The organism is Enterobacter cloacae complex sp. 677-3DZ2D5B, assembly GCF_004136695.1.
GTDB classification, from domain to species: Bacteria; Pseudomonadota; Gammaproteobacteria; order Enterobacterales; family Enterobacteriaceae; genus Enterobacter; species Enterobacter hormaechei_C.
On record NZ_QFLS01000010.1, the window covers coordinates 271811 to 293014 of the forward strand.

At 57.7% G+C, this 21204-nt stretch carries 18 protein-coding genes and 1 pseudogene; 13 read left to right on the plus strand and 6 right to left on the minus strand.

Features of this window, described 5'->3' with window-relative positions:
* The first annotated feature begins 184 nt into the window (after positions 1-184).
* From yahO to DD597_RS17395, 8 genes are all read left to right on the plus strand, one after another.
* Entirely contained in the window at positions 185-460 is a 276-nt protein-coding gene (gene yahO, locus DD597_RS17360; protein ID WP_003858898.1) for a DUF1471 family periplasmic protein YahO, read from the plus strand.
* Positions 461-660: 200 nt separating this feature from the next.
* On the plus strand, positions 661-2844 hold the full coding sequence (locus DD597_RS17365) for a TonB-dependent siderophore receptor (RefSeq protein ID WP_023324262.1): 2184 nt from the start codon (positions 661-663) through the stop codon (positions 2842-2844).
* 127 nt (positions 2845-2971) lie between these two features.
* Complete coding sequence (locus DD597_RS17370; RefSeq protein WP_129256449.1) at positions 2972-4945, plus strand: PhoX family phosphatase; 1974 nt, start codon at positions 2972-2974, stop codon at positions 4943-4945.
* Between the two features lie 102 nt (positions 4946-5047).
* On the plus strand, positions 5048-6436 hold the full coding sequence (gene pheP, locus DD597_RS17375) for a phenylalanine transporter (protein ID WP_023324264.1): 1389 nt from the start codon (positions 5048-5050) through the stop codon (positions 6434-6436).
* A 252-nt stretch (positions 6437-6688) separates the two neighbouring features.
* Entirely contained in the window at positions 6689-7924 is a 1236-nt protein-coding gene (locus DD597_RS17380) for an MFS transporter (RefSeq protein ID WP_060579797.1), read from the plus strand.
* 15 nt (positions 7925-7939) lie between these two features.
* The gene (locus tag DD597_RS17385; RefSeq protein ID WP_045332440.1) at positions 7940-8965 is read left to right on the plus strand and encodes a sugar phosphate isomerase/epimerase; all 1026 of its coding nucleotides are present in this window, start codon (positions 7940-7942) and stop codon (positions 8963-8965) included.
* Positions 8958-10100, plus strand: coding sequence for a Gfo/Idh/MocA family protein (locus DD597_RS17390; protein WP_032645862.1), 1143 nt, complete (start codon positions 8958-8960; stop codon positions 10098-10100). The genes DD597_RS17385 and DD597_RS17390 overlap by 8 nt, the downstream gene beginning before the upstream one ends.
* A gap of 75 nt (positions 10101-10175) precedes the next feature.
* A complete protein-coding gene (locus tag DD597_RS17395) occupies positions 10176-11147 on the plus strand; it encodes a LacI family DNA-binding transcriptional regulator (protein ID WP_032608772.1) in 972 nt (323 codons plus the stop codon).
* On the opposite strand, the gene DD597_RS17400 is transcribed toward DD597_RS17395, so the two are convergent.
* Together DD597_RS17400 and DD597_RS17405 are read right to left on the minus strand one after the other, a co-directional pair.
* Positions 11148-12392 (minus strand): mechanosensitive ion channel family protein, encoded by a 1245-nt coding sequence (locus DD597_RS17400; RefSeq protein ID WP_023315564.1) that lies wholly within the window; start codon positions 12390-12392, stop codon positions 11148-11150.
* A gap of 67 nt (positions 12393-12459) precedes the next feature.
* Entirely contained in the window at positions 12460-13896 is a 1437-nt protein-coding gene (locus DD597_RS17405; RefSeq protein ID WP_129256450.1) for an MFS transporter, read from the minus strand.
* 107 nt (positions 13897-14003) lie between these two features.
* Between DD597_RS17405 and DD597_RS17410 the strand changes: the two genes are divergently transcribed.
* The 3 genes and pseudogenes from DD597_RS17410 (at position 14004) to DD597_RS17415 (ending at position 15434) form a co-directional block, all read left to right on the plus strand.
* A complete protein-coding gene (locus tag DD597_RS17410; protein ID WP_003858886.1) occupies positions 14004-14873 on the plus strand; it encodes a helix-turn-helix transcriptional regulator in 870 nt (289 codons plus the stop codon).
* A gap of 191 nt (positions 14874-15064) precedes the next feature.
* Positions 15065-15166, plus strand: a pseudogene (locus DD597_RS25340) (type II toxin-antitoxin system RelE/ParE family toxin); the annotation flags it as partial.
* Positions 15147-15434: a helix-turn-helix domain-containing protein gene (locus tag DD597_RS17415; protein WP_003858885.1), complete on the plus strand. Its 288-nt coding sequence runs from the start codon at positions 15147-15149 to the stop codon at positions 15432-15434. The pseudogene DD597_RS25340 and the gene DD597_RS17415, both read left to right, overlap by 20 nt.
* 36 nt (positions 15435-15470) lie before the next feature.
* Here the strand turns inward: DD597_RS17415 and nfsB are convergent, their stop codons facing one another.
* The 3 genes from nfsB to DD597_RS17430 all read right to left on the minus strand — a co-directional run bounded on the left by nfsB (position 15471) and on the right by DD597_RS17430 (position 17193).
* On the minus strand, positions 15471-16124 hold the full coding sequence (gene nfsB / locus DD597_RS17420; RefSeq protein WP_003858884.1) for an oxygen-insensitive NAD(P)H nitroreductase: 654 nt from the start codon (positions 16122-16124) through the stop codon (positions 15471-15473).
* Positions 16125-16244: 120 nt separating this feature from the next.
* A complete protein-coding gene (locus DD597_RS17425; RefSeq protein WP_003858883.1) occupies positions 16245-16613 on the minus strand; it encodes an MmcQ/YjbR family DNA-binding protein in 369 nt (122 codons plus the stop codon).
* Entirely contained in the window at positions 16603-17193 is a 591-nt protein-coding gene (locus DD597_RS17430; protein WP_047734313.1) for a TetR/AcrR family transcriptional regulator, read from the minus strand. The genes DD597_RS17425 and DD597_RS17430 overlap by 11 nt, the downstream gene beginning before the upstream one ends.
* Positions 17194-17384: 191 nt before the next feature.
* Between DD597_RS17430 and DD597_RS17435 the strand changes: the two genes are divergently transcribed.
* Both DD597_RS17435 and DD597_RS17440 read left to right on the plus strand, forming a co-directional pair.
* Positions 17385-18488 carry a RomA family MBL fold metallo-hydrolase gene (locus tag DD597_RS17435; RefSeq protein ID WP_023315566.1) on the plus strand — a complete coding sequence of 368 codons (1104 nt, stop codon included), beginning with the start codon at positions 17385-17387 and terminating at the stop codon, positions 18486-18488.
* 32 nt (positions 18489-18520) lie between these two features.
* Positions 18521-18910, plus strand: coding sequence for a RamA family antibiotic efflux transcriptional regulator (locus DD597_RS17440; RefSeq protein WP_058648735.1), 390 nt, complete (start codon positions 18521-18523; stop codon positions 18908-18910).
* Positions 18911-18968: 58 nt separating this feature from the next.
* Here DD597_RS17440 and DD597_RS17445 read toward each other — a convergent pair whose 3' ends face one another.
* On the minus strand, positions 18969-21113 hold the full coding sequence (locus tag DD597_RS17445) for a TonB-dependent siderophore receptor (RefSeq protein ID WP_023324272.1): 2145 nt from the start codon (positions 21111-21113) through the stop codon (positions 18969-18971).
* Positions 21114-21204: the final 91 nt, after the last annotated feature.

Sequence of the window (21204 nt, forward strand, 5' to 3'; positions counted from 1 at the left end):
TTTCTTCATGAAACACCCATCGCGAAAGTAGCGTTAACGCACATTTTTCACAGCACAATTGACTGTTATAACAGTATTTTTCTTACGCTGTGGCAATTTTATTATTCCTCTACCATGCTCATATCACCTCACTCTCACTCGTGGGGCTTTTTGTAGTTGCTGATTAATCTCAAGGAAAAAGGTTATGAAAAAAACGACTGCTATTTTGATGGGCGCTGCATTTCTGTTTACCACCAATACCTTTGCGGCTGAACTGCTGACGAAAAACGAGTTTGAGAAAGTTGAATCACAGTATGAAAAAATCGGTACCGTGAGCACGGCTAACGAAGTCTCTGTCGACGATGCGAAAAAAGAGCTGGTCGAAAAGGCCGATAAAGAAGGTGCTGATGTACTGGTGCTGACTTCCGGTAATACAAACAACAAAATTCACGGCACCGCCGATATTTACAAGAAAAAATAATACCTTAGTAACCACCCCTGTTTCGGGGTGGTTGCGCGCCCTACCTCCCACCCAACATTGTTTCTTGCCGCTTCTCGCTCAGAGAGGCCGTTGACACTTGATTACGTTTACATAATGCGTATAGTTCTCATTTGCATTTCTTTTAATAACTTTTAAGGCCCGACAACGGGTCATTTTTGCGCGCACGTTAAGAGCTCATTATGAACAACACCACAATGCACAAAACGCTGCTGGCGATTGCCATCGGCGCGGTAACCCACTCCGCTTTTGCGGCGGATGAGAAAAAAGAGGACACCATCGTCGTCCAGTCCACGGCGGGGAGTGATTTCAAACCCGGCGGCGACCAGCTGGTGCCCGCCTTCCTTGACGGGCAGGTGGCGAACGGCGGGCGCATGGGTATGCTCGGTCAGCAGAACGCCATGGACGTGCCATTCAATATCATCAGCTACACCTCGAAGCTGGTGGAAGATCAGCAGGCGAAAACCATTGCTGACGTGGTTGCCAACGACGCGGGCGTGCAGTTCGTTCAGGGTTACGGCAACAGCGCGGAAACCTTCCGCATTCGCGGCCTGAAGTTTGACGGCGACGACATGACTTTTGGCGGATTGTCCGGCGTACTGCCGCGTCAGGTGGTGGATGCCCAGATGGTCGACCGCATCGAGATCTTCAAAGGGGCCAACTCCCTGATGAACGGCGCCGCAAGCTCGGGCGTGGGCGGGATGATCAACCTTGAGCCAAAACACGCGGGCGACACCCCGCAGGCGAAAGTGGGTGTGGACTACACCTCGGATTCCCAGATTGGCACCACGCTGGATGCGGGTCGTCGCTTTGGCGATAACGACCAGTTTGGCGCGCGTGTGAACCTCGTGCATCGCGAAGGGGAAACCGGCGTGCCGAATGACCGCCGCCGCACCACGCTGCTCTCCACCGGCCTGGATTACAAAGGCGACCGTTTCCGCACCTCGCTGGACCTGGGCTACCAGAAAAAAACCTTCCACGGCAGCCCGACCAGCGTCAACATCTCGGCGGTGGATTTTGTGCCTGAACCGCCGAAGAACGATCGCAACTTCTCGCAGAAGTGGGCCTACAGCGATATCGAAAACGAGTTCGGGATGTGGCGCAGCGAGTATGACATCACCGATAGCTGGACGGCGTATACCGGTCTCGGCGCGCAGCACGCGCACGAAGAAGGGATCTACAGCGCGCCGAAGCTCCTCGATAAGAGCGGTAATGCGGTGGTCAGCCGTCTTGATACCAACCGCATCAGCGATTCTGTCAGCGGCATGGCGGGCATTCGCGGTAACTTCACTACCGGATTCGTCTCGCACAAGGTCAATGTTGGCTATTCGGCGATGACCAAAAACGAAAAGATCGCGTGGAAAATGTCGGCGACGAAGGATAATCCGACCACCAACATCTACCACAACACCGGCGTCGATATGCCGGACAGCTCCAACCTCAACGGCTCAGGCGGCAAATACAGCGATCCGCTGACCAGCGGGCGCACCCGCACGCAGGGTTGGCTGCTGAGCGATACCCTGGGCGTGCTGGACGACAAGCTGCTGTTCACCGCAGGCGCGCGGCATCAGAAAGTGGTGATTCGCGGGTACAACAAAATCACCGGTGCGGAAAACGACGCGGACGGTTTCGACGGCAGCCGCTGGATGCCCACCTACGGCGTAGTCTATAAACCGTGGGAGGAAATTTCCCTCTACGCCAACCACACCGAGGCGTTACAGCCCGGTGAAACCGCGCCTCGCTCAGCAAACAACTACGGCCAGAGCACCGGTATCGTTCACTCTAAGCAGAACGAAGTGGGCGTAAAGGCGGACTTTGGCCGCGTGGGCGGCTCCCTGGCGCTGTTTGAGATCAAAATGCCGTCGGCGATCCTTGACGACAGCGGACACTACGGCCTGGATGCAGAACAGCGTAACCGCGGCGTGGAGCTGAACGTCTTCGGCGAGCCAATGCTCGGGATGCGTCTGAACGCCAGCGCCACCTGGTTGCAGGCCGAGCTGACCAAAACCAAAAACGGCGTCAATCAGGGCAACGATGCGATCGGTATTCCGAGCTTCTACGCCGTGCTGGGCGCAGAGTACGATATCAAGCCGATTGAAGGCCTGACGGCGACCGCGCGCGTTAACCACTCCGGCACGCAGTATGCCGATCTTGCGAACAGCAAAAAGCTGGACAGCTACACCACGCTGGATCTGGGCATGCGCTATCGCTTCGCGGTGAACCACAATGAAAATCAGATGACCGTACGGGCAGGTATCGACAACGTGACCAACGAGAACTACTGGTCAAGCGTGGACGATTCCGGTACTTACATTACTCAGGGCGAGCCGCGTACCTTTAAGGTCTCGGTTGGCTACGAGTTCTAAGCGTTCCACCTCGTTATCCGGGGCAGGGACGCCCCAATCCCTTCGTTGTCGTGTTATAAAATTGTAATAAAAGCTTCTTACACTGGTCGCCACAACCTTACCTCTTGGCCAATGACAGGAAGCCGCTATGGGCAGACCCCTCAAATCCGTATTTAAAAAAGAACATCGCGACGATATCAGTAACCGCAGCGCTAACCCGGTATTCTCCGAGGTTGCAGAAGTGTTCCTCTCGCGCCGCCGTTTTCTCCAGATGGGGGCCGTAGCGGGGGCTGCCGTATCATTCCCGTATCTGATCACACCCGAAAATGCCATTGCCGCGGTATCGAAGCCTTCCGCGCTGGCAAAAGCGGTTTCCCTGGGCTTTACCAGCATCGACGTCTCTACGGAAGACACGGTCAGGGTGCCGGAAGGTTATATCGCCCGCCCGTTCTATCGCTGGGGCGATCCGACGGGGATCAAGGACAACATGCCGGCCTTTAAGCCGGACGCCAGCAATACCACAGACGAACAGGCTGTGCAGGCGGGCATGCACCACGACGGCATGGCGTGGTTTAGCCTGCCGCAGGGGGCGCAAAACCCGGAGCATGGACTGCTGGCGCTGAACCATGAGTACATCGACAACGGAATGCTGTTTACCGACGGTACGGCGAACTGGAGTCTCGACAAAGCCCGCAAGGGGCAGAACGCGATGGGCGTGTCGGTGGTGGAAGTGAAAAAAACGGGCAGCGGCTGGGAGGTGGTGCGTCCGTCTTCCTTCGCCCGGCGTATTACCGTCAATACGCCGATGCAGCTTACCGGCCCGGCGCGGCATCAGGATTTAATGAAAACCGCCGCCGACCCGCAGGGGGAACGCGTTCTGGGCACCATGCAGAACTGCGCCAACGGCCACACGCCGTGGGGCACCTATCTCACCTGCGAGGAGAACTGGTCGGATATTTTTGTCAAAAAAACCGATCTCAACCCGCTGGAAAAACGCTACGGGATCAGCGACAGCGATGAATCCTACCGCTGGAACGAGGTGGACGAGCGATTTAGCGTTGATAAAACCCCTAACGAACCTAACCGCTTCGGCTGGGTCGTGGAGATCGATCCCTACAACCCGACCTCCACCCCGCGCAAGCACACCGCGCTCGGCCGCTTCAAGCATGAGGGGGCCGCCGTCACGCTCGCCGCCGATAATCGCGTGGTGGTCTACATGGGCGACGACCAGAAGTTTGAGTACATCTATAAGTTTGTCTCGGATAAAAAATACGATCCCGCGAACCGGGAAGCTAATATGCAGCTGCTGACGTCCGGCACGCTGTACGTCGCCAGGTTCAACGAGGACGGCAGCGGCGACTGGCTGCCGCTGATCTTCGGGCAAAATGGCCTGGATAAAAGCAACGGTTTTGCAAGCCAGGGCGATCTGCTGATTAAAACCCGTCTGGCGGCCGACGTGGTGGGAGCGACGAAAATGGACCGCCCCGAGTGGATAGCGGTCGATCCGCACGCCAGCGGCAGCGTCTACTGTACGCTGACCAACAACAGCGATCGCGGTAAAGAGGGCAAGGCACCGGTCGACGCCGCTAACCCGCGTGCCAACAACTTGTTTGGGCACATCATGCACTGGCACGAAGAGGGTGCCGATCCTGCCGCCGCACGCTTTAAGTGGGATATTCTGGTCATGGCCGGGCGCACCGACGGCGACGATCCCAAAGCCAAAGGCTCGATGCAGGGCGCGGCATTTGGCAGCCCGGATGGGTTGTCGTTCGATCACCAGGGCGTGCTGTGGATCCAGACCGACGTCTCTTCCAGCACCATCAATAAGAAAGCCTACGAGGGGATGGGCAATAACCAGATGGTGGCCACCATTCCGGGCACCAACGAGTATCGCCGTTTCCTGACCGGGCCGCGCGGATGTGAAATCACCGGCATTGCGTTTACGCCGGACAACCGCACGCTGTTTATCAACATTCAGCATCCGGGGGAGGGCGGGGATGATATTACCGACCCGGCCAATCCGCGCGCTGTTTCCAACTGGCCAGACGCCAGCCCGAACGGGCGTCCGCGATCGTCAACGGTGGTGATTACCAAAGCGGACGGCGGGATCATCGGGTCGTGACGTTTATCCGCCGGGCGCATGCGCTGGCCCGGCGTTAAGCTTGCTACCACCAGCATGAAGTGTTAAAACGTGCCCCTTCTAAAAAAGAGACAGGGGTAGGGCGTGAAAGACGCGTCATCCGCTTCAGGCCATGGTAGCGCTGAAGCTTCGTCGGATCAGAGTCCGACGCTGCAACGTGGTTTGCAAAATCGACATATTCAGTTAATTGCCCTTGGCGGCGCGATCGGTACCGGGCTCTTTCTCGGCATCGGCCCCGCCATTCAAATGGCTGGCCCGGCGGTTCTGCTGGGTTACGGTATCGCCGGGATTATCGCCTTCCTGATCATGCGCCAGCTCGGCGAGATGGTCGTTGAAGAGCCGGTGTCCGGCTCCTTCGCACACTTTGCCTATAAATACTGGGGGCCGTTCGCAGGTTTCCTCTCCGGCTGGAACTACTGGGTGATGTTCGTGCTGGTGGGCATGGCCGAGCTGACCGCCGCCGGCATCTATATGCAGTACTGGCTCCCGGACGTGCCAACGTGGATTTGGGCCGCGGCCTTCTTCATCATCATTAACGCCGTTAACCTTGTGAACGTCCGCCTGTATGGCGAGACCGAGTTCTGGTTCGCGCTGATCAAGGTGCTGGCGATTATCGGCATGATCGGCTTTGGCCTGTGGCTGCTGTTCTCCGGCCACGGCGGCGAGCGCGCCACGATCGATAACCTGTGGCAGCACGGCGGCTTCTTGGCGACTGGATGGAAAGGGCTGATCCTCTCGCTGGCGGTCATTATGTTCTCCTTCGGCGGGCTGGAGCTGATTGGCATCACCGCGGCTGAAGCGCGCGATCCGCACAAAAGCATTCCGAAAGCGGTCAACCAGGTGGTGTACCGTATCCTGCTGTTTTACATCGGCTCGCTGGTGGTGCTGCTGGCGCTCTACCCGTGGGTGGAAGTGAAATCTGACAGTAGCCCGTTCGTGATGATCTTCCACAATTTGAACAGCAACGTGGTCGCTTCGGCGCTGAACTTCGTCATTCTTGTGGCGTCGCTGTCGGTCTACAACAGCGGGGTTTACTCCAACAGCCGCATGCTGTTTGGCCTCTCCGTACAAGGCAACGCGCCGAAGTTCCTCACTCGCGTCAGCCGTCGCGGCGTGCCGGTCAACTCGCTGTTCCTTTCTGGCGCTATCACCTCGCTGGTGGTGCTGATTAACTATCTGCTGCCGAAAGAGGCGTTTGGCCTGCTGATGGCGCTGGTTGTCGCCACGCTGCTGCTGAACTGGATCATGATCTGCCTGGCGCACCTGCGCTTCCGCGCGGCGATGCGCCGCAAGGGGCGCGAGACGCAGTTTAAAGCGCTGCTCTATCCGGCGGGGAACTACCTCTGTATCGCCTTCCTCGGCCTGATTCTGGTGCTGATGTGCACCATGGATGAGATGCGCCTGTCAGCGATGCTGCTGCCGGTGTGGGTGGTGTTCCTGTTTATTGCATTTAAGCTCTCGCGCAAAAAGTAGCGCGGTTTTCTCCCTCTCCCTGTGGGAGAGGGCCGAGGTGAGGGCACCAGACCGCACCAAACCAGACCACACCACACTGCCTGCCTTCACGCCCGGTGGCGCTGCGCTTACCGGGCCTACAAAGTATCACTCCACCTTTATCGTGACCCCCCTCCCAATTCCGTTTCGATCCACAGGATCTTTATTTTGTAATCGATTACTTTTTATTTGAACTGTTTTGTAATCGATTACTTTTTCCGGGTGAGGCTTATCATGGTGTCAACTGAAAGTAGTGAAAAGGCGATAGTGCAACACCGGCTGCTGGTGCCGCGTCTGTCGCTGATGATGTTTCTGCAATTTTTTATCTGGGGTAGCTGGTCGGTCACACTTGGCCTGGTGATGACCCGGCACAACATGTCTTTGCTGATTGGCGACGCGTTCTCTGCCGGGCCCATCGCTTCCATTCTTTCGCCGTTCGTGCTCGGGATGCTGGTGGACCGCTTCTTCGCCTCGCAGAAGGTGATGGCGGTGATGCACCTCGCGGGCGCGGTGATCCTCTGGTTCGTGCCGGGGGCGCTGATTGCTGAGAATGGCGCGCTGCTGATTGGCCTGCTGTTTGGCTACACGCTCTGCTATATGCCGACACTGGCGCTGACCAACAACATTGCGTTTCACAGCCTGGCGAACGTGGATAAAACCTTCCCGGTAGTGCGCGTGTTCGGCACCATCGGCTGGATCGCGGCGGGCATTTTCATCGGCGTCACCGGCGTGGCGTCCAGCGTCACCATCTTCCAGGTGGCGGCGGTCAGCTCCGTGCTGCTGGCGGTCTACAGCCTGACGCTGCCGCACACGCCAGCGCCGGCAAAAGGCCTGCCGGTTAAGGTGCGGGATCTCTTCTGCGCGGACGCCTTCGCGCTGCTTAAAACCCGCCACTTCTTCGTCTTCTCCGTCTGCGCGATGCTGATCTCTGTCCCGCTCGGCACCTATTACGCCTACACCGCCTCGTATCTGGCGGATGCCGGCATTGCCGACGTCAGCACCGCCATGTCCTTCGGGCAGATGTCTGAGATCGTCTTCATGTTGGTCATTCCTCTGCTGTTCCGCCGCCTGGGCGTGAAAGTCATGCTGCTGATCGGCATGCTGGCGTGGTTCGTGCGTTATGCCATGTTCGCGTTGGGCGTCAGCGAAGAGGGGCGCATTCTGCTGTACCTCGGCATTCTGCTGCACGGCGTCTGCTACGATTTCTTCTTTGTCGTCGGCTTTATCTATACCGACCGCGTGGCGGGCGAAAAGGTCAAAGGCCAGGCGCAGAGCATGATCGTGATGTTCACCTACGGCATCGGCATGCTGCTCGGCTCTCAGATTTCCGGCGCGCTCTACAACCGCCTGGTGGCAGGACAGACCGTGCCGCAGGCGTGGGTCACATTCTGGTGGATCCCGGCGGTGGCTGCCGCGGCGATCGCGCTGATTTTCCTTCTCACGTTTAAGTATGACGATGACAAGGCGTAACGTTCAGGAGGTGGTATGAGGACAATGAAAGGACCGGGCATTTTTCTGTCGCAGTTTATTGGCGCAGAAGCGCCGTTTAATTCGCTCGACGGGCTTGCTGAATGGGCGGCAGGTAAAGGTTATAAGGCGGTGCAGATCCCCTGCAACCATCCGCACATCTTTGACGTCGAGAAAGCCGCAGAGAGCCAGGCCTACTGCGACGACATCACCGCCAGGCTGGCCGCACACGGGCTGGTTATCAGCGAGCTGTCGACCCATCTGGAAGGGCAGCTCGTGGCGGTGAATCCGGTTTACAGCGAGGCGTTTGACCACTTCGCACCCGCCGCCGTGCGCGGTAACGAGGCGGCGCGCCGGGCGTGGGCGACGGAAAAGCTGAAGCAGGCGGCGGTCGCTTCGGCCAGATTAGGGCTGAAGGCGCACGCGACCTTCTCCGGCTCGCTGGCGTGGCCGTTTTTCTATCCGTGGCCGCCGCATAACGAGCAGCGTTTTCAGGAAGCGTTCGAGGAGCTGGCAACCCGCTGGCGGCCAATACTGGATACCTTCGACGAGCAGGGGGTGGACGTCTGCTTTGAGCTGCATCCGGGGGAAGATCTGCACGACGGCGTGACCTTCGAGCGTTTTCTGGCGCTGGTGGATAACCATCCGCGCTGCAACATTCTCTACGACCCGAGCCACATGCTGCTTCAGCAGATGGACTATCTGGCCTTTATCGATATCTTCCACGCGCGCATTAAAGCGTTCCACGTGAAGGACGCGGAGTTCCGACCCAGCGGGCGCAGCGGCGTCTACGGCGGCTACCAGCCGTGGATCAACCGCGCCGGACGCTTTCGCTCGCCCGGCGACGGGCAAATCGACTTTAAGGGCATCTTCAGCAAGCTGACCCAGTACGACTACGACGGCTGGGCGGTGCTGGAGTGGGAGTGCTGCCTGAAGGATGGCGATACCGGCGCGAGTGAGGGCAGCGAATTTATCCGCCGCCACATTATTCCCGTTTCCGGACGGGCGTTTGATGATTTCGCCGCAGGGGGCAGCCATGATTAACGTCGGGATTATCGGCAGCGGGTTTATTGGCCCGGCACACATCGAGGCGCTCAGGCGTCTCGGGTTTGTGCAGGTGGTCGCGCTCTGCGACGGTTCGCTCGTTAAGGCGCAGGAAAAGGCGCGCCAGCTAAATGTCCCGCATGCTTACGCCAGCGTGGAAGAACTGCTCGCGCACCCCAATCTGCATGCGGTGCACAACTGCACGCCGAACCACCTGCACGCGGAGATTAACCGCCAGATCCTGCGCGCGGGCAAGCACGTGTTTTCCGAAAAGCCGCTGTGCATGACGCCGGACGAGGCGCGCGAGCTGGTGGCGCTGGCGGAGCAGGCGGGCGTGGTGCATGGCGTGAGCTTTGTCTATCGTCAGTTTGCGATGGTGCGACAGGCGGCGAGCATGATGCGCGCGGGCACCCTCGGGCGGCTGTTCGCCTCGCACGGCAGCTATTTGCAGGACTGGATGCTGCTGGAAACCGACTACAACTGGCGGGTGGATGCCGCGCTCGGCGGCGCATCGCGCGCGGTGGCGGATATCGGCTCCCACTGGTGCGATACGGTACAGTATGTGACAGGCAGGCGCATTACCGAGGTGATGGCTGATTTATCCATCGTCTGGCCGAGGCGCAAGGCCAGCGCGGGTGGTCATCAGACCTTCTCCCATGACGAGCAGGCGGAGTATGAAGTCAAACCGGTCACCACCGAAGATTTTGGCTCGGTGCTGTTCCGCTTTGACGACGGCAGCAAGGGCAGCTTTAGCGTCTCGCAGGTGAGCGCGGGGCGAAAAAACCGCCTGACCTTTGAAATTAACGGCAGCGAGCAGTCGGTGGCGTGGGATCAGGAAATCCCGCAGCAGCTGTGGATCGGCCATCGCGCGCGGGCAAACCAGACGCTCACCGACGATCCAGGCCTGATGAACCCTGACGTGGCCGACAGCGCCCACTTCCCCGGCGGACATATCGAAGGCTGGCCGGACGCCTTCAAAAATATGATGGCGCAGTTCTACCGCGCCGTGCAGGCGGGCGCGATGCCGGATACGCCGCAGTTTGCGACGTTTCACGATGGCGCAAACGTGATGTATATCATTGATGCCATTGTGAAAAGCCATCAGCAGCAGCGCTGGGTGCGCGTGGAACAATAACGCGTTGCCCGGTTCGCCGGGCAATAAATTTATGGTAGCCTGCACAAAACGCTAACCGCAGGATGTGTCGTCGCTATGTCAATTCAGAAAATCGCTCAGCTGGCCGGGGTCTCCGTGGCGACGGTCTCCCGCGTGCTGAATAACAGCGACACCGTGAAGGCGAAAAACCGCGAGCGCGTTCTGCGGGCGATTCAGGAGAGCAACTACCAGCCAAACCTGCTCGCCCGTCAGCTGCGCACCGCCCGCAGCTATATGATCCTGGTGATGGTGTCCAACATTGCCAACCCGTTCTGCGCCGAAGTGGTGAAGGGCATCGAAGCCGAGGCGGAAAAGAACGGCTATCGCATTCTGCTGTGCAACTCCGGCTCGGATATTGAGCGCTCCCGCTCGGGCTTAAGCCTGCTCTCCGGCAAAATCGTCGACGGCATTATCACCATGGATGCATTCTCGAAACTGCCGGAACTGGCCGCGCTGATTGGCAACGCGCCGTGGGTACAGTGCGCTGAATACGCCGATGCGGGCGCGGTCTCCTGCGTCGGCATCAATGATGTGGACGCTTCACAGCATGCCGTCAGCCAGCTGGCCGACGGCGGCCGCAAGCGTATCGCGATGATCAACCACGATCTCAGCTACAAATATGCCCGCCTGCGCGAACGCGGCTACAAGAGCGTGATCCACCTGCGGGATCTGGACTATCAGGCGGTGGAGTATGCCAGCGATCTCAGCTCCGGGGCGGGCATGGCGGCGATGCAAAACCTGTTAAAAGATAATCCGCCGGATGCGGTATTTGCCGTTTCCGATACGCTGGCGGCGGGCGCGCTGCGCGCCATTCAGCAGGCAGGTCTTCGGGTGCCGGAGGATATTGCCGTGGTCGGCTTTGACGGTACGGAGCTGGCGGACATGATTTCGCTCACCACCATCGAACAGCCGTCGCGGGATATCGGGCGCAAGGCGGTCGATCTGCTCTTAAATAAGATCGACAACCCGGACGCGCCCACGGAAAGGGTGATGATGGACTGGCGCTTTATTTCCCGCGCCAGCACCTGATTATTGCGCGATGACGCCAGCCAGGGAGCGAATATCGTTCCCGGTTGGCGACTGGTGAATACGCAGGCCAAATTCATCCACCACCGCGAAAATATGATCGAAGATGTCGGCCTGAATATCTTCGTATTCCGCCCAGATCACCGTGTTGGTAAAGGCATATATTTCAATCGGCAGCCCGTTGGCATCCGGCGCGAGCTGGCGCACCATCAGCGTCATATCTTTACGAATACGCGGGTGGTTACGCAGATATTCATTCAGGTAGGCACGGAAGGTGCCGATATTGGTCATCTTGCGCAGGTTTAATACCGATTCCCCTTCGCCGTTCTGCTGATTCCACAGGTTAATTTCCTCATGACGCGCCGCCAGATACGGCTTCAGCAGTTTCGCCTGAATCAGTTTTTGCTGCTCCTGCTCGTCGAGGAAATGAATGCTGGTGGTATCGATATTCAGGCTGCGCTTGATGCGGCGACCACCGGAGGCGGACATGCCGCTCCAGTTGATGAACGCATCGGACACCAGCGCCCAGGTCGGGATGGTGGTGATGGTGTTATCGAAGTTGCGCACTTTAACGGTGGTCAGGCCGATGTCGGTCACCGTGCCGTTGGCGCCGTATTTCGGCATCTCCAGCCAGTCGCCGAGCTTGAGCATGTCGTTGGCTGAGAGCTGAATACCGGCCACCAGGCCGAGTATCGGGTCTTTAAAGACCAGCATCAGAACGGCAGCCATCGCACCCAGGCCGCTTATCAGAATGGCGGGTGACTGACCGATCAGCAGGGAGATAATTAGTATCCCCACCAGAATGGCGCTTACCAGCTTGATGCCCTGGAATATCCCCTTCAGCGGCAGCTGTGACGCGGTGGCCATTTTCTGCGACAGATTGAAAATCACGTCCAGCAACGAGAAGAAGGAGAGCAGGGCATAAACCATCACCCACAATTTCGCGCAGGTGGTAAGTAATTCCGCCGCTTCGCTGCCTTTTTGCAGCCACAGAACCGCCTGAACGTTGACGATTATCCCCTGGAGGGTAAACGCCAGACGGTGAAATAACTTGTTCTGCGTAATGATCTGCAACCATAAATGGCTGCTGGCCTGGGCGCGTTTCTCGAATGCGCGCAGCACCACTTTGTGCAGAATAAAATGAACGATAATGGCCGTAAGAAAAATAATACCAAAGATAATCACTAAAGAGGTGGTGTGATTAATTTCAATCCCTAACTCTTCAACCTGAGCAATTAATTCCTGCATAACGTCTCCTGTATTGATGCAGCCCCATAATGGCGGCTGCGGATCTATTATGCAAATTCAGGCAGTTTTATTTTGTCGCCGGAGAGGCCTTGACGACCGGTAAACACAGACGATGGCGCAAACGCAGCGTGGCCAGCGCCAGCACCACCATCATGGCCGTTTCCACCATCAGGAAGACATTGACCGCCTGGGTATAATCTCCGTGATGATTTTGCAGTCCGTGCAGCAAAATCGCGCCGAAAATGGCCGGGCCAAGCCCCAGCGCAGCCTGTTGCAGCGTGCTTAAAATCGCGCTCGCGGCCCCCGCGTCGTCAGGCTGAATATCACGCATCCCGATACGGTAGAAGCTGTTTACAATCAGCGCCTGCCCGTAACCCACTAGCCCGGTGGCCGGGGCCAGCGTCAGCGCGGTATTCTGCATTCCCCAGTGACGGAACGTGGCGATCAACGCCACCAGACCGACAAGCTGAATCGCAAGTCCGGTCAGCAGGATGGCGCTGGTGCTGTAGCGGGCAATCAGGCGTGGGGCGAACCAGGCAGAAATAAAATAGGTGACGCCAAGCGCGATAAAGCTGTTCCCGGACTGCCACGGCGCCATCCCCAGACCGCTTTGCATGGTCAGCGCCATACAGAACATGAACCCGGACCAGACGCTGAAAAAGAGTATCCCGATTAGCACGCCAAAGCGGATGCTGCGCAGCTGCAACAGGCGCGGCGCGATGAGCGGGTGGGCATTCTCACGCTCTTTTTTGCGCGCGTTCAGCACCATTACACAGACCAGCGGCACAATCGCCAGCAGTGCGGCCTTCAGCGGCCACGACCAGTGCCACTGCGGGCCGAGCGCCATCGGGAACAGCAGACAGCACAGTATTGCCGTCAGCAGGACAGTCCCGGTCCAGTCAATGCGCGACGGCGTGTCGCGGCGGGTTTCCGGCACGTAGCGACGGCTCAGCGCCAGCACCACCAGACAAATCGGCACGTTGATAAAGAAGGCGTTGCGCCAGCCTAGCCCGGCGATGTCCGCCGACACCAGCCAGCCGCCACCCATCTGGCCGACGATAAACGCAATTCCGCCGATACCCCCGAACAGGCTGATCGCTCTGGCGTGTGCCGTTCCTTTTAACGTCACATGCAACGTCGCGAGAATTTGCGGCATGATCAGCGCGGCGCCCGCACCCTGAATAATGCGCGCGCCAAGCAACTGTTCGATATTGCCCGCCATGCCGCACAGCAGTGAGGCCAGGCCAAAACACGCCACGCCCCACATAAACAGGCGACGGCGGCCAAGGTTATCGCCCAGCTTGCTGCCGGGTGCCAGGCAGACGGCAAAGGCCACGCCGTAGAGGGCGACGATCAGCTCCAGTTCAGTGGCGGTGGCGTGTAACGAATGGGTGATGGAATCCAGCGCCACGTTGGTGATTGAGGTATCAATCAACGGCAGCATCTGGCCGGTTAACAGCAATATCAGGCCCGCACGACCCGGTGAAACAACTGACGTATTCATGGTGACTCCATTGCGTCAAACAGCGTAGAGTCGTAGCATCAATCATCTGATAAACGGGTACCAGTTCTTACTTATACTGGTACTGACACTACCATGCAGGAGATGTTATGGCGCTGATGTCTGAACCTGTCACCTCTCTCCAGGATGACACCCGCAAGCAGCTGGGCGCGTTTTTGCGTGCCCGGCGCGAAAGCCTCGATCCGCAGCGCCTCGGCTTACCGCGCAGCGGCCGCCGCCGCACGCCGGGCCTGCGCCGGGAAGAGGTGGCGATGCTCGCGGATGTCGGCGTGACCTGGTACACCTGGCTGGAACAGGGCCGGGACGTCAATCCGTCCAGCGCGGTGATGGCCGCCATCGCAAAAGCGCTGCAATGCACCCCGACCGAAGCCCGGCATCTTTTTGTGCTCGCCGGTTTGCCGCCGGGCGAAGCCCCGCAGGCGGTGTGCTGTGAGGGGATCAGCGAAGGCACGCGTCGCCTGCTGGATACCCTGATGCCGAAACCCGCCAGCATTCAGAAACCGAACTTTGATATCGTGGCGTGGAACGACAGCTTCGGACACCTGATGGGCGTCGATTTCAACGCTATCCCGCCGGAAGATCGCAACTGTATTTACCTGTTCCTCACCCATCCGGCGTGGCGCGCGCGGCTCGGCAAACGTGACGACGTGCTGCCGATTTTCGTCTCCTACTTCCGCGCGGCAATGGCTGAGCACCGTGGCGACCCGCTCTGGGAAGCGAAGCTGGCGCGTTTTTTTGCGGTGTCCGAAGAGTTCAAAACCCTGTGGCACCAGCGTAACGACGTGCGCGGCGTGGAGAACCAGCTCAAGCTGTTCACCCATCCCGAGCTGGGGGATTTTCATCTCCAGCAGATGTACTGGTACTCCGCCCCGCGAAACGGATCGCGGCTGCTGGTCTATTTACCCGTGGATGAGGCAGGGGAGAGGGCGATGGCATGGCTGGCGGAGCAGGGGATATAAATTTTTTGCGAGGGGCTTTCAGGGAATCAACGCTGCTCCGGTCCTGCCTGGAATAAGCTGGTAAGGTGAATCACGAAAGGCAAAATTAGCCTTTAATGCAAATTGCCTTACATGCTAATATTATCAGGGATGACATACAGTGTTCAGACTTATCGTTCATGCGGCAGTCAGGGAGGAGATCCTCTCATTGCCTGCGGATGTTTATCAAGAAGACGCAAAAAACGCCCTCTGCTGAACTCCGTCTGGCACTGAAACGACAACAGGAGATGTTGGATGAGCAAGAAGATTATTGACTGGGATGAACTCAGAGCTGAACTGTTAAGCGATTCAGAAATTCAGGCTTCCTTTGATGCAGAAGAGCGCAAGGAGCGTCTGCGGGAGATGCTGGCGCAATGGCGCAATCATGCTGGTCTGACGCGCGCCCAGGTGGCGGAGCGGATGGGCGTCAGCGCACCGACGGTATCACGAATGGAAGCAAATATTACCCGGGCGAGTCTCGATACATTAACGCGTTATGCGCTGGTGTGCGGGGTAAAGCATCCGCAGATAACGCTTTACTGAAAACGGGCACGCCGATAGCCGGCGTGCCAGAAGCGCTTAGCACTCAGTCACAATCGTGCTCAGCGGCAGGCGAGATTTCGGCAGCGTGGCGTTGAAATCTTCCACGCTGTGATGCCCGACCGGGACCACCACCAGGCTGGTGAAGCCTTTCTCTTTCAGGCCAAACTCTTCGTCGAGGATCGCGGCGTCAAACCCTTCGATTGGTACCGCATCCAGGCCCATCGCGGCCACGCCCAGCAGGAAGTTGCCGACGTTAAGGTAAACCTGCTTCGCCATCCACTGGTCGTCATCTTTCAGATCCACGCGGTGCATGTCGGCAAAATAGCAGCGGCCTTTGTGGTTCGCGGCTTTTGCTTCTGGCGTGGCGAAACGGCCGTCAGCCTCTTCCTGATCGACAACGCGCTCAAGCCAGGCATCGTCCATCGCGGTTTTCGCGCAGAACACCACTACGTGAGAGGCATCCAGCATTTTGCGTTCGTTAAACACATAGGTGCCCGCCGCGGATTTTGCCACGCGCGCTTTACCCTCTTCAGTGCTGGCAACAATAAAGTGCCACGGCTGGGAGTTGGTGCTGGACGGGCTGTATTGCAGCAGCGTTTTGATTTTTTCCGCTTCTTCTGCGGTCAGTTTTTTGGCTGGGTCGAACGCCTTGGTAGAGTGGCGTTTCAGGGCGACAGAAATAATATCCATAACAACTCCTGGTGATGAAATTCGCCCGCGGGCGGGCGTGAAAGGAAAGCAGATTACCGCGCGAAGCGGGAAAAGATAAGTGCGATTCGAGCGCTTATTCTGTTCGTCTGAGACGAACAATCAGGCTGGGCGAATCCACTTCTGATCTTTTTTCGGCAGTTTATCAACGACCAGATTCCACGAATCCGTAATCAGGTCGGTGACCAGTTCAGGCGTGATGTCGTCCGTGCCATAAAGGGAGATCCAGTGTTTTTTATTCAGATGGTAACCGGGCTCCACGCCACGGTAGATCTGCTGATTGAGCAGCGATTTTTCCGGATCGGATTTCAGGCTGACGTGGGCCCGACCGTGTGCGGTCGCCATCAGCATAAAAATTTTCCCGCCCACCTTAAACACGTCATACTCCGGGCCAAACGGCCAGCAATGTTCGGTAAAAGGCATCTCCAGCGCGACGCGTCTGGCATGTTCCTGCAAGGATTTACTGTCCATGGTTATCTTCCTCAGCAAGCCCGCGCCACATGGCTTCAAAGCCCAGCGCTTTAAAATCGACGGCACGGGACGGATCGCGGGCGGCAAACTCCATGGTGGTTTCAGCCAGCGATAAGAACATTGCATCACCGAAGGTCTTAAACTCGTCAGACATAAACACCGGGCGGATCGAACGACGACACAGTTCATGCAGTTCCGGGAACATGTCTTTCACCGCCTGCTCGGTTTCGGCGTTCAGCTTTTCACTGACGCCAATCTGACGGATAGCCGCATGCGCCAGGGGGTTACGAATGCCCCAGTCCACATAGCTGTTCCAGATATTGCGGGTATGCTCTTTTGGCTCGGTGATGGTGCGATCGAGATTCGCCAGCATGGTCTGGCAGAGATCCTGCTTCAGATGCAGGTAGAGGGCATTCAGCAGATCGTCTTTGGTAGCAAAGTAGCGAAACAGTGTCCCTTCAGCGACGCCCGTATTACGGGCAATTAACGCCGTTGAGGCGGCAATACCTGACTGCGCAAACGCAGCCGTTGCTGCTTCCAGTAAGGCCTGTTTTTTATCTTCACTCTTCGGACGTGCCACTAAATTTTTCCTCCCGTCAATTGTAAAAGCCCTGATTGAAACACGAGCCTTGATACGCTGCAACGCGGAATGTCAAAGATCGAAAACCTTCTTGACGGCGTAATCATCCTATCTATAATGAGTGCTTACTCACTCATAATCAAGTATCACCCGCGCAAACCATCGGATGGGGCGCGTAGGCGGGTCAGGAAATGAAAAAGCCTCTATTCATCTGCGTGGTGTTAGTCATGATTATTGCTTCAGCTGCCAGTTTACCGTTTGTACTGAATGCCGGATTTGGCCAGCCACCGCAGGGTGCGCAGCTCTCTGAAGTGGAAGCCTCTCCGCACTATCGCGACGGGCAATTCCATAACACGCTCCCTACGCCGGGCTTTACCGGGCAACAAAATATGCTGGTGGCGTGGTGGCAGTTCCTTACCCGTAAAACCGAAAACGCCCGTCCTGCGCAGCCGCTGCCGCTGGTGAAAACCGATCTGGCGAGCCTGTCGCCTGAACAGGACACGCTGGTGTGGCTCGGCCACTCCTCCTGGTATATGCAGCTTGCAGGGAAACGCATCCTGATCGATCCGGTTCTGAGTAGCTACGCCGCACCGTTCTCGTTTCTCAATAAAGCATTTGCGGGGGAGTACCCGTGGCGTGCGGAGAGCATGCCGGAGATCGACCTGCTGATTATCTCCCACGATCACTATGACCATCTGGATTACGCCACCATCAAGGCGCTGCTGCCGAAGGTTAAGCGCGTGGTCACGCCGCTGGGCGTGGGTTCGCATCTGCGCTACTGGGGGATGACCCCGGAGATAATCGACGAGCGGGACTGGAACCAATCGGTGCATATCAGCGATGCGCTGACGGTACATGTTCTGCCCGCGCGCCATTTTTCCGGGCGCGGCATTAAGCGTAACCAGACCCTGTGGGGGAGCTTTATGTTTGTCACCCCAGAGCGAAAGGTTTACTACAGCGGAGACTCCGGTTACGGCCCGCACTTCAAGGCTATTGGCGAGCAGTTTGGCGGAGTGGACTTAGCCATTATGGAAAACGGGCAGTACGACCAGGACTGGAAGTACATCCATATGCATCCGGCGGAAACGGCGCAGGCCTCGGCAGATCTCAATGCCAAAGCGGTCGTACCGGGACATAACGGGCGTTTTGTGCTGGCGAAACATACCTGGAACGATCCACTGATCCAGCTGGCGAAAGCCAGCAAGGATAAAAACTACCGGCTGCTGACGCCGGAGCTGGGCGAGCCCGTGCGGGTGAGTGATACCACGCAACAATTTCGCGAGTGGTGGGAATAATGTTTAAGCGAGAAGCAGAGGGGGAGAGCAGTATGACGATTTCCGCTCAGGTCATTGATACGATTGTCGAATGGATCGATGACAACCTACACCAGCCGTTACGCATCGAAGAGATTGCCCGCCATGCGGGTTACTCAAAATGGCATTTACAGCGGCTGTTTATGCAGTACAAAGGCGAAAGTCTGGGGCGCTACATCCGCGAACGCAAGCTGTTGATGGCGGCGCGCGATCTGCGTGAGTCAGACGAGCGCGTGTACGATATCTGCCTGCGCTACGGGTTTGACTCGCAGCAGACGTTTACCCGCATCTTTACCCGCACCTTCAACCAGCCGCCCGGTGCGTACCGCAAAGAAAACCACGGTCGGGCGCACTGGAAAACATCCCCTCACCCCGGCCCTCTCCCCAAAGGGGCGAGGGCGTAATCGTCCCCTCTCCCCTTTGGGGAGAGGGTTAGGGTGAGGGGATCAGACCGCACCATGCTTACCAGCTGTAATTCACCGTCGCCGTCACCGTCCGGCCAATCCCGTAGAAGCACGCCGTATCGCTTGCGCACGACGCCACATACTTTGTGTCTGCCACGTTATTGACGTTGAACTGCACGCTTGCCCCTTTCAGGCTGCGGTTCATCTCGCCCAGGTCGTAGCGCAGCATCGCGTCATACAGATCCACCGATGGCACCTTGAAGGTATTCTTCGCATCGCCGTAGCTGGTGCCGATGTAGCGCATCCCCACGCCAGCGGTCAGGCTCTTCAGCGCGCCGCCCGGAACGGTATAGCTGGCGAACGCCGATGCCATATGTGCCGGAATGCGTGCAGGCGTTTTGCCTTCAGTTCCCGCCACCGTGGTGCTTTCGGTTTCTGCATCGGTGTAAGTGTAGGAGCCAATCAGGTTGATGTTATCCATCAGCGTGGCGTGGATTTCCGCTTCAGCGCCTTTCGAACGCACCTTGCCCGCATTTTCGAACCAGCCTTCAGCGCTGTTATAGGTCGCGACGTTGTTCTGAGTTAAATCGTACAGCGCCAGGGTCATCAGCGTGGTGTCGACCGGCTGATATTTCACGCCAATCTCGGTCTGCTCCCCGGTAGTAGGCCTGAATGGCGCAACGCCCGGCGCACGGTTGGTTTGCAGGTTCGGTTCAAACGAGGTGCTGTAGCTGATGTACGGCGACAGGCCAGAATCAAACGCGTACAGCAGGCCAGTGCGCCAGGTAAATTTGCTGTCGTTCTGCTGCGTAACGCTGTTATCGGTGAAGTCGCTGGTACGCACTTCGCTCCAGTCGTAGCGCCCGGAAACCAGCCACTCCCAGTTATTCCAGCTCATCTGATCCTGAAGATACAGGCCCATCTGGTCGAGATTTTGCTGCTCGTCGGACGCCGTTTTGAAGGTACTTTCATCCACGTTCACGCCGTAAACCGGGTTTGTCCAGTCAAGGTCATACTGTGAGCCGCTCCCGCGCGCCAGCAGCTGTTTATCCTTGCTGGTCTTGTAATCAAACCCGCCGAGCAGGGTGTGGCTGACGCTTCCGGTCTCCAGCTGATATTCCAGCTGGTTATCAAGGCCAAATTCGTTGGTCGTGCGCGCTTCACGCTGGGCGCGACGGGTCAACACCGTGCTGTTGGCCGCGCTGTTGGCGTAAACCAGATAACGATATTTCTGCTTGATGGTGGCGTAACGGGCGTTCTGGCGGAAGGTGAGGTTGTCGGCGAACTGGTGTTCCAGCTCGTAGCCAATCATCGTCTGCTCGCGCCAGGATTGATTGTAATTCGGATCGCTGACGTTAAAATCGCGCGGGATGTACTTCCCGTCGGCACTTTTCACCGTGCCATACGCGGGCAGGAAGTTGCGGTATCCGGCATCCGGATCTTTCTGGTAGCTGGTCAGCAACGTAAAGCGGGTCTGATCGTTCGGGTACCAGGTGATTGCCGGGGCGATCGCCATCCGCGTCTCTTTATAATCGTCCACCTGATTATGCTGCGTACGGGCGATACCGTTCACGCGATACAGCACGCGGCCGTCGTCGCTCAGCCTGCCGCCGAAATCAAACGCACCTTCGGCGAGATCGTTATTGCCGGTGCGGAACTGCACGTTGTGAATGGCCTCCGCCGTCGGGCGCTTGCTGGTCATGCTGATTAACCCGCCCGGATTCACCTGTCCAAACAGGACCGAGGCCGGGCCGCGCACCAGCTCCACGCGCTCCAGCAGCCACGGGTCAACTGTGCCCGTCTGTGATGAGGCCGTTGCGCCAAAGCTTAAGCCGTCGAGGAATTTCGGCACGTAGCTAAAGCCGCGCACAAACACCTCGTCGTTACGGTTAGACGAGCCCCGGTACTCGGTAAACACGCCCGCCGAGTAGCGCAGCGCCTGCGAAACGGAGGTGACGTCCTGCATGTTCATCTGATCGCGGGTGATCACCGATACCGACTGCGGCGTCTTCACGATCTCCGCGCTGGTCTTGGTGGCGGAGAGCGTTTTCGTCGCCACAATGCCTTTTACGGGCGCAGTGGGCTCTTCACTCACGCCCTGCGTCACCGTAATCGTTTCTTCTTTCGTTTCTGCCTGAGCCGCGACGCTGGTCGTCGCCAGACTCAGTAGCCAGAGCCGCATTATCTTATTATTTTTAAACATTTTTATTGAACGTCCTTGGTTGCTATCGCCATAAAAGCACCGGTAAATCGCCGTTGATGATATTGCAAATTATTACCATTTTCATTAGCGT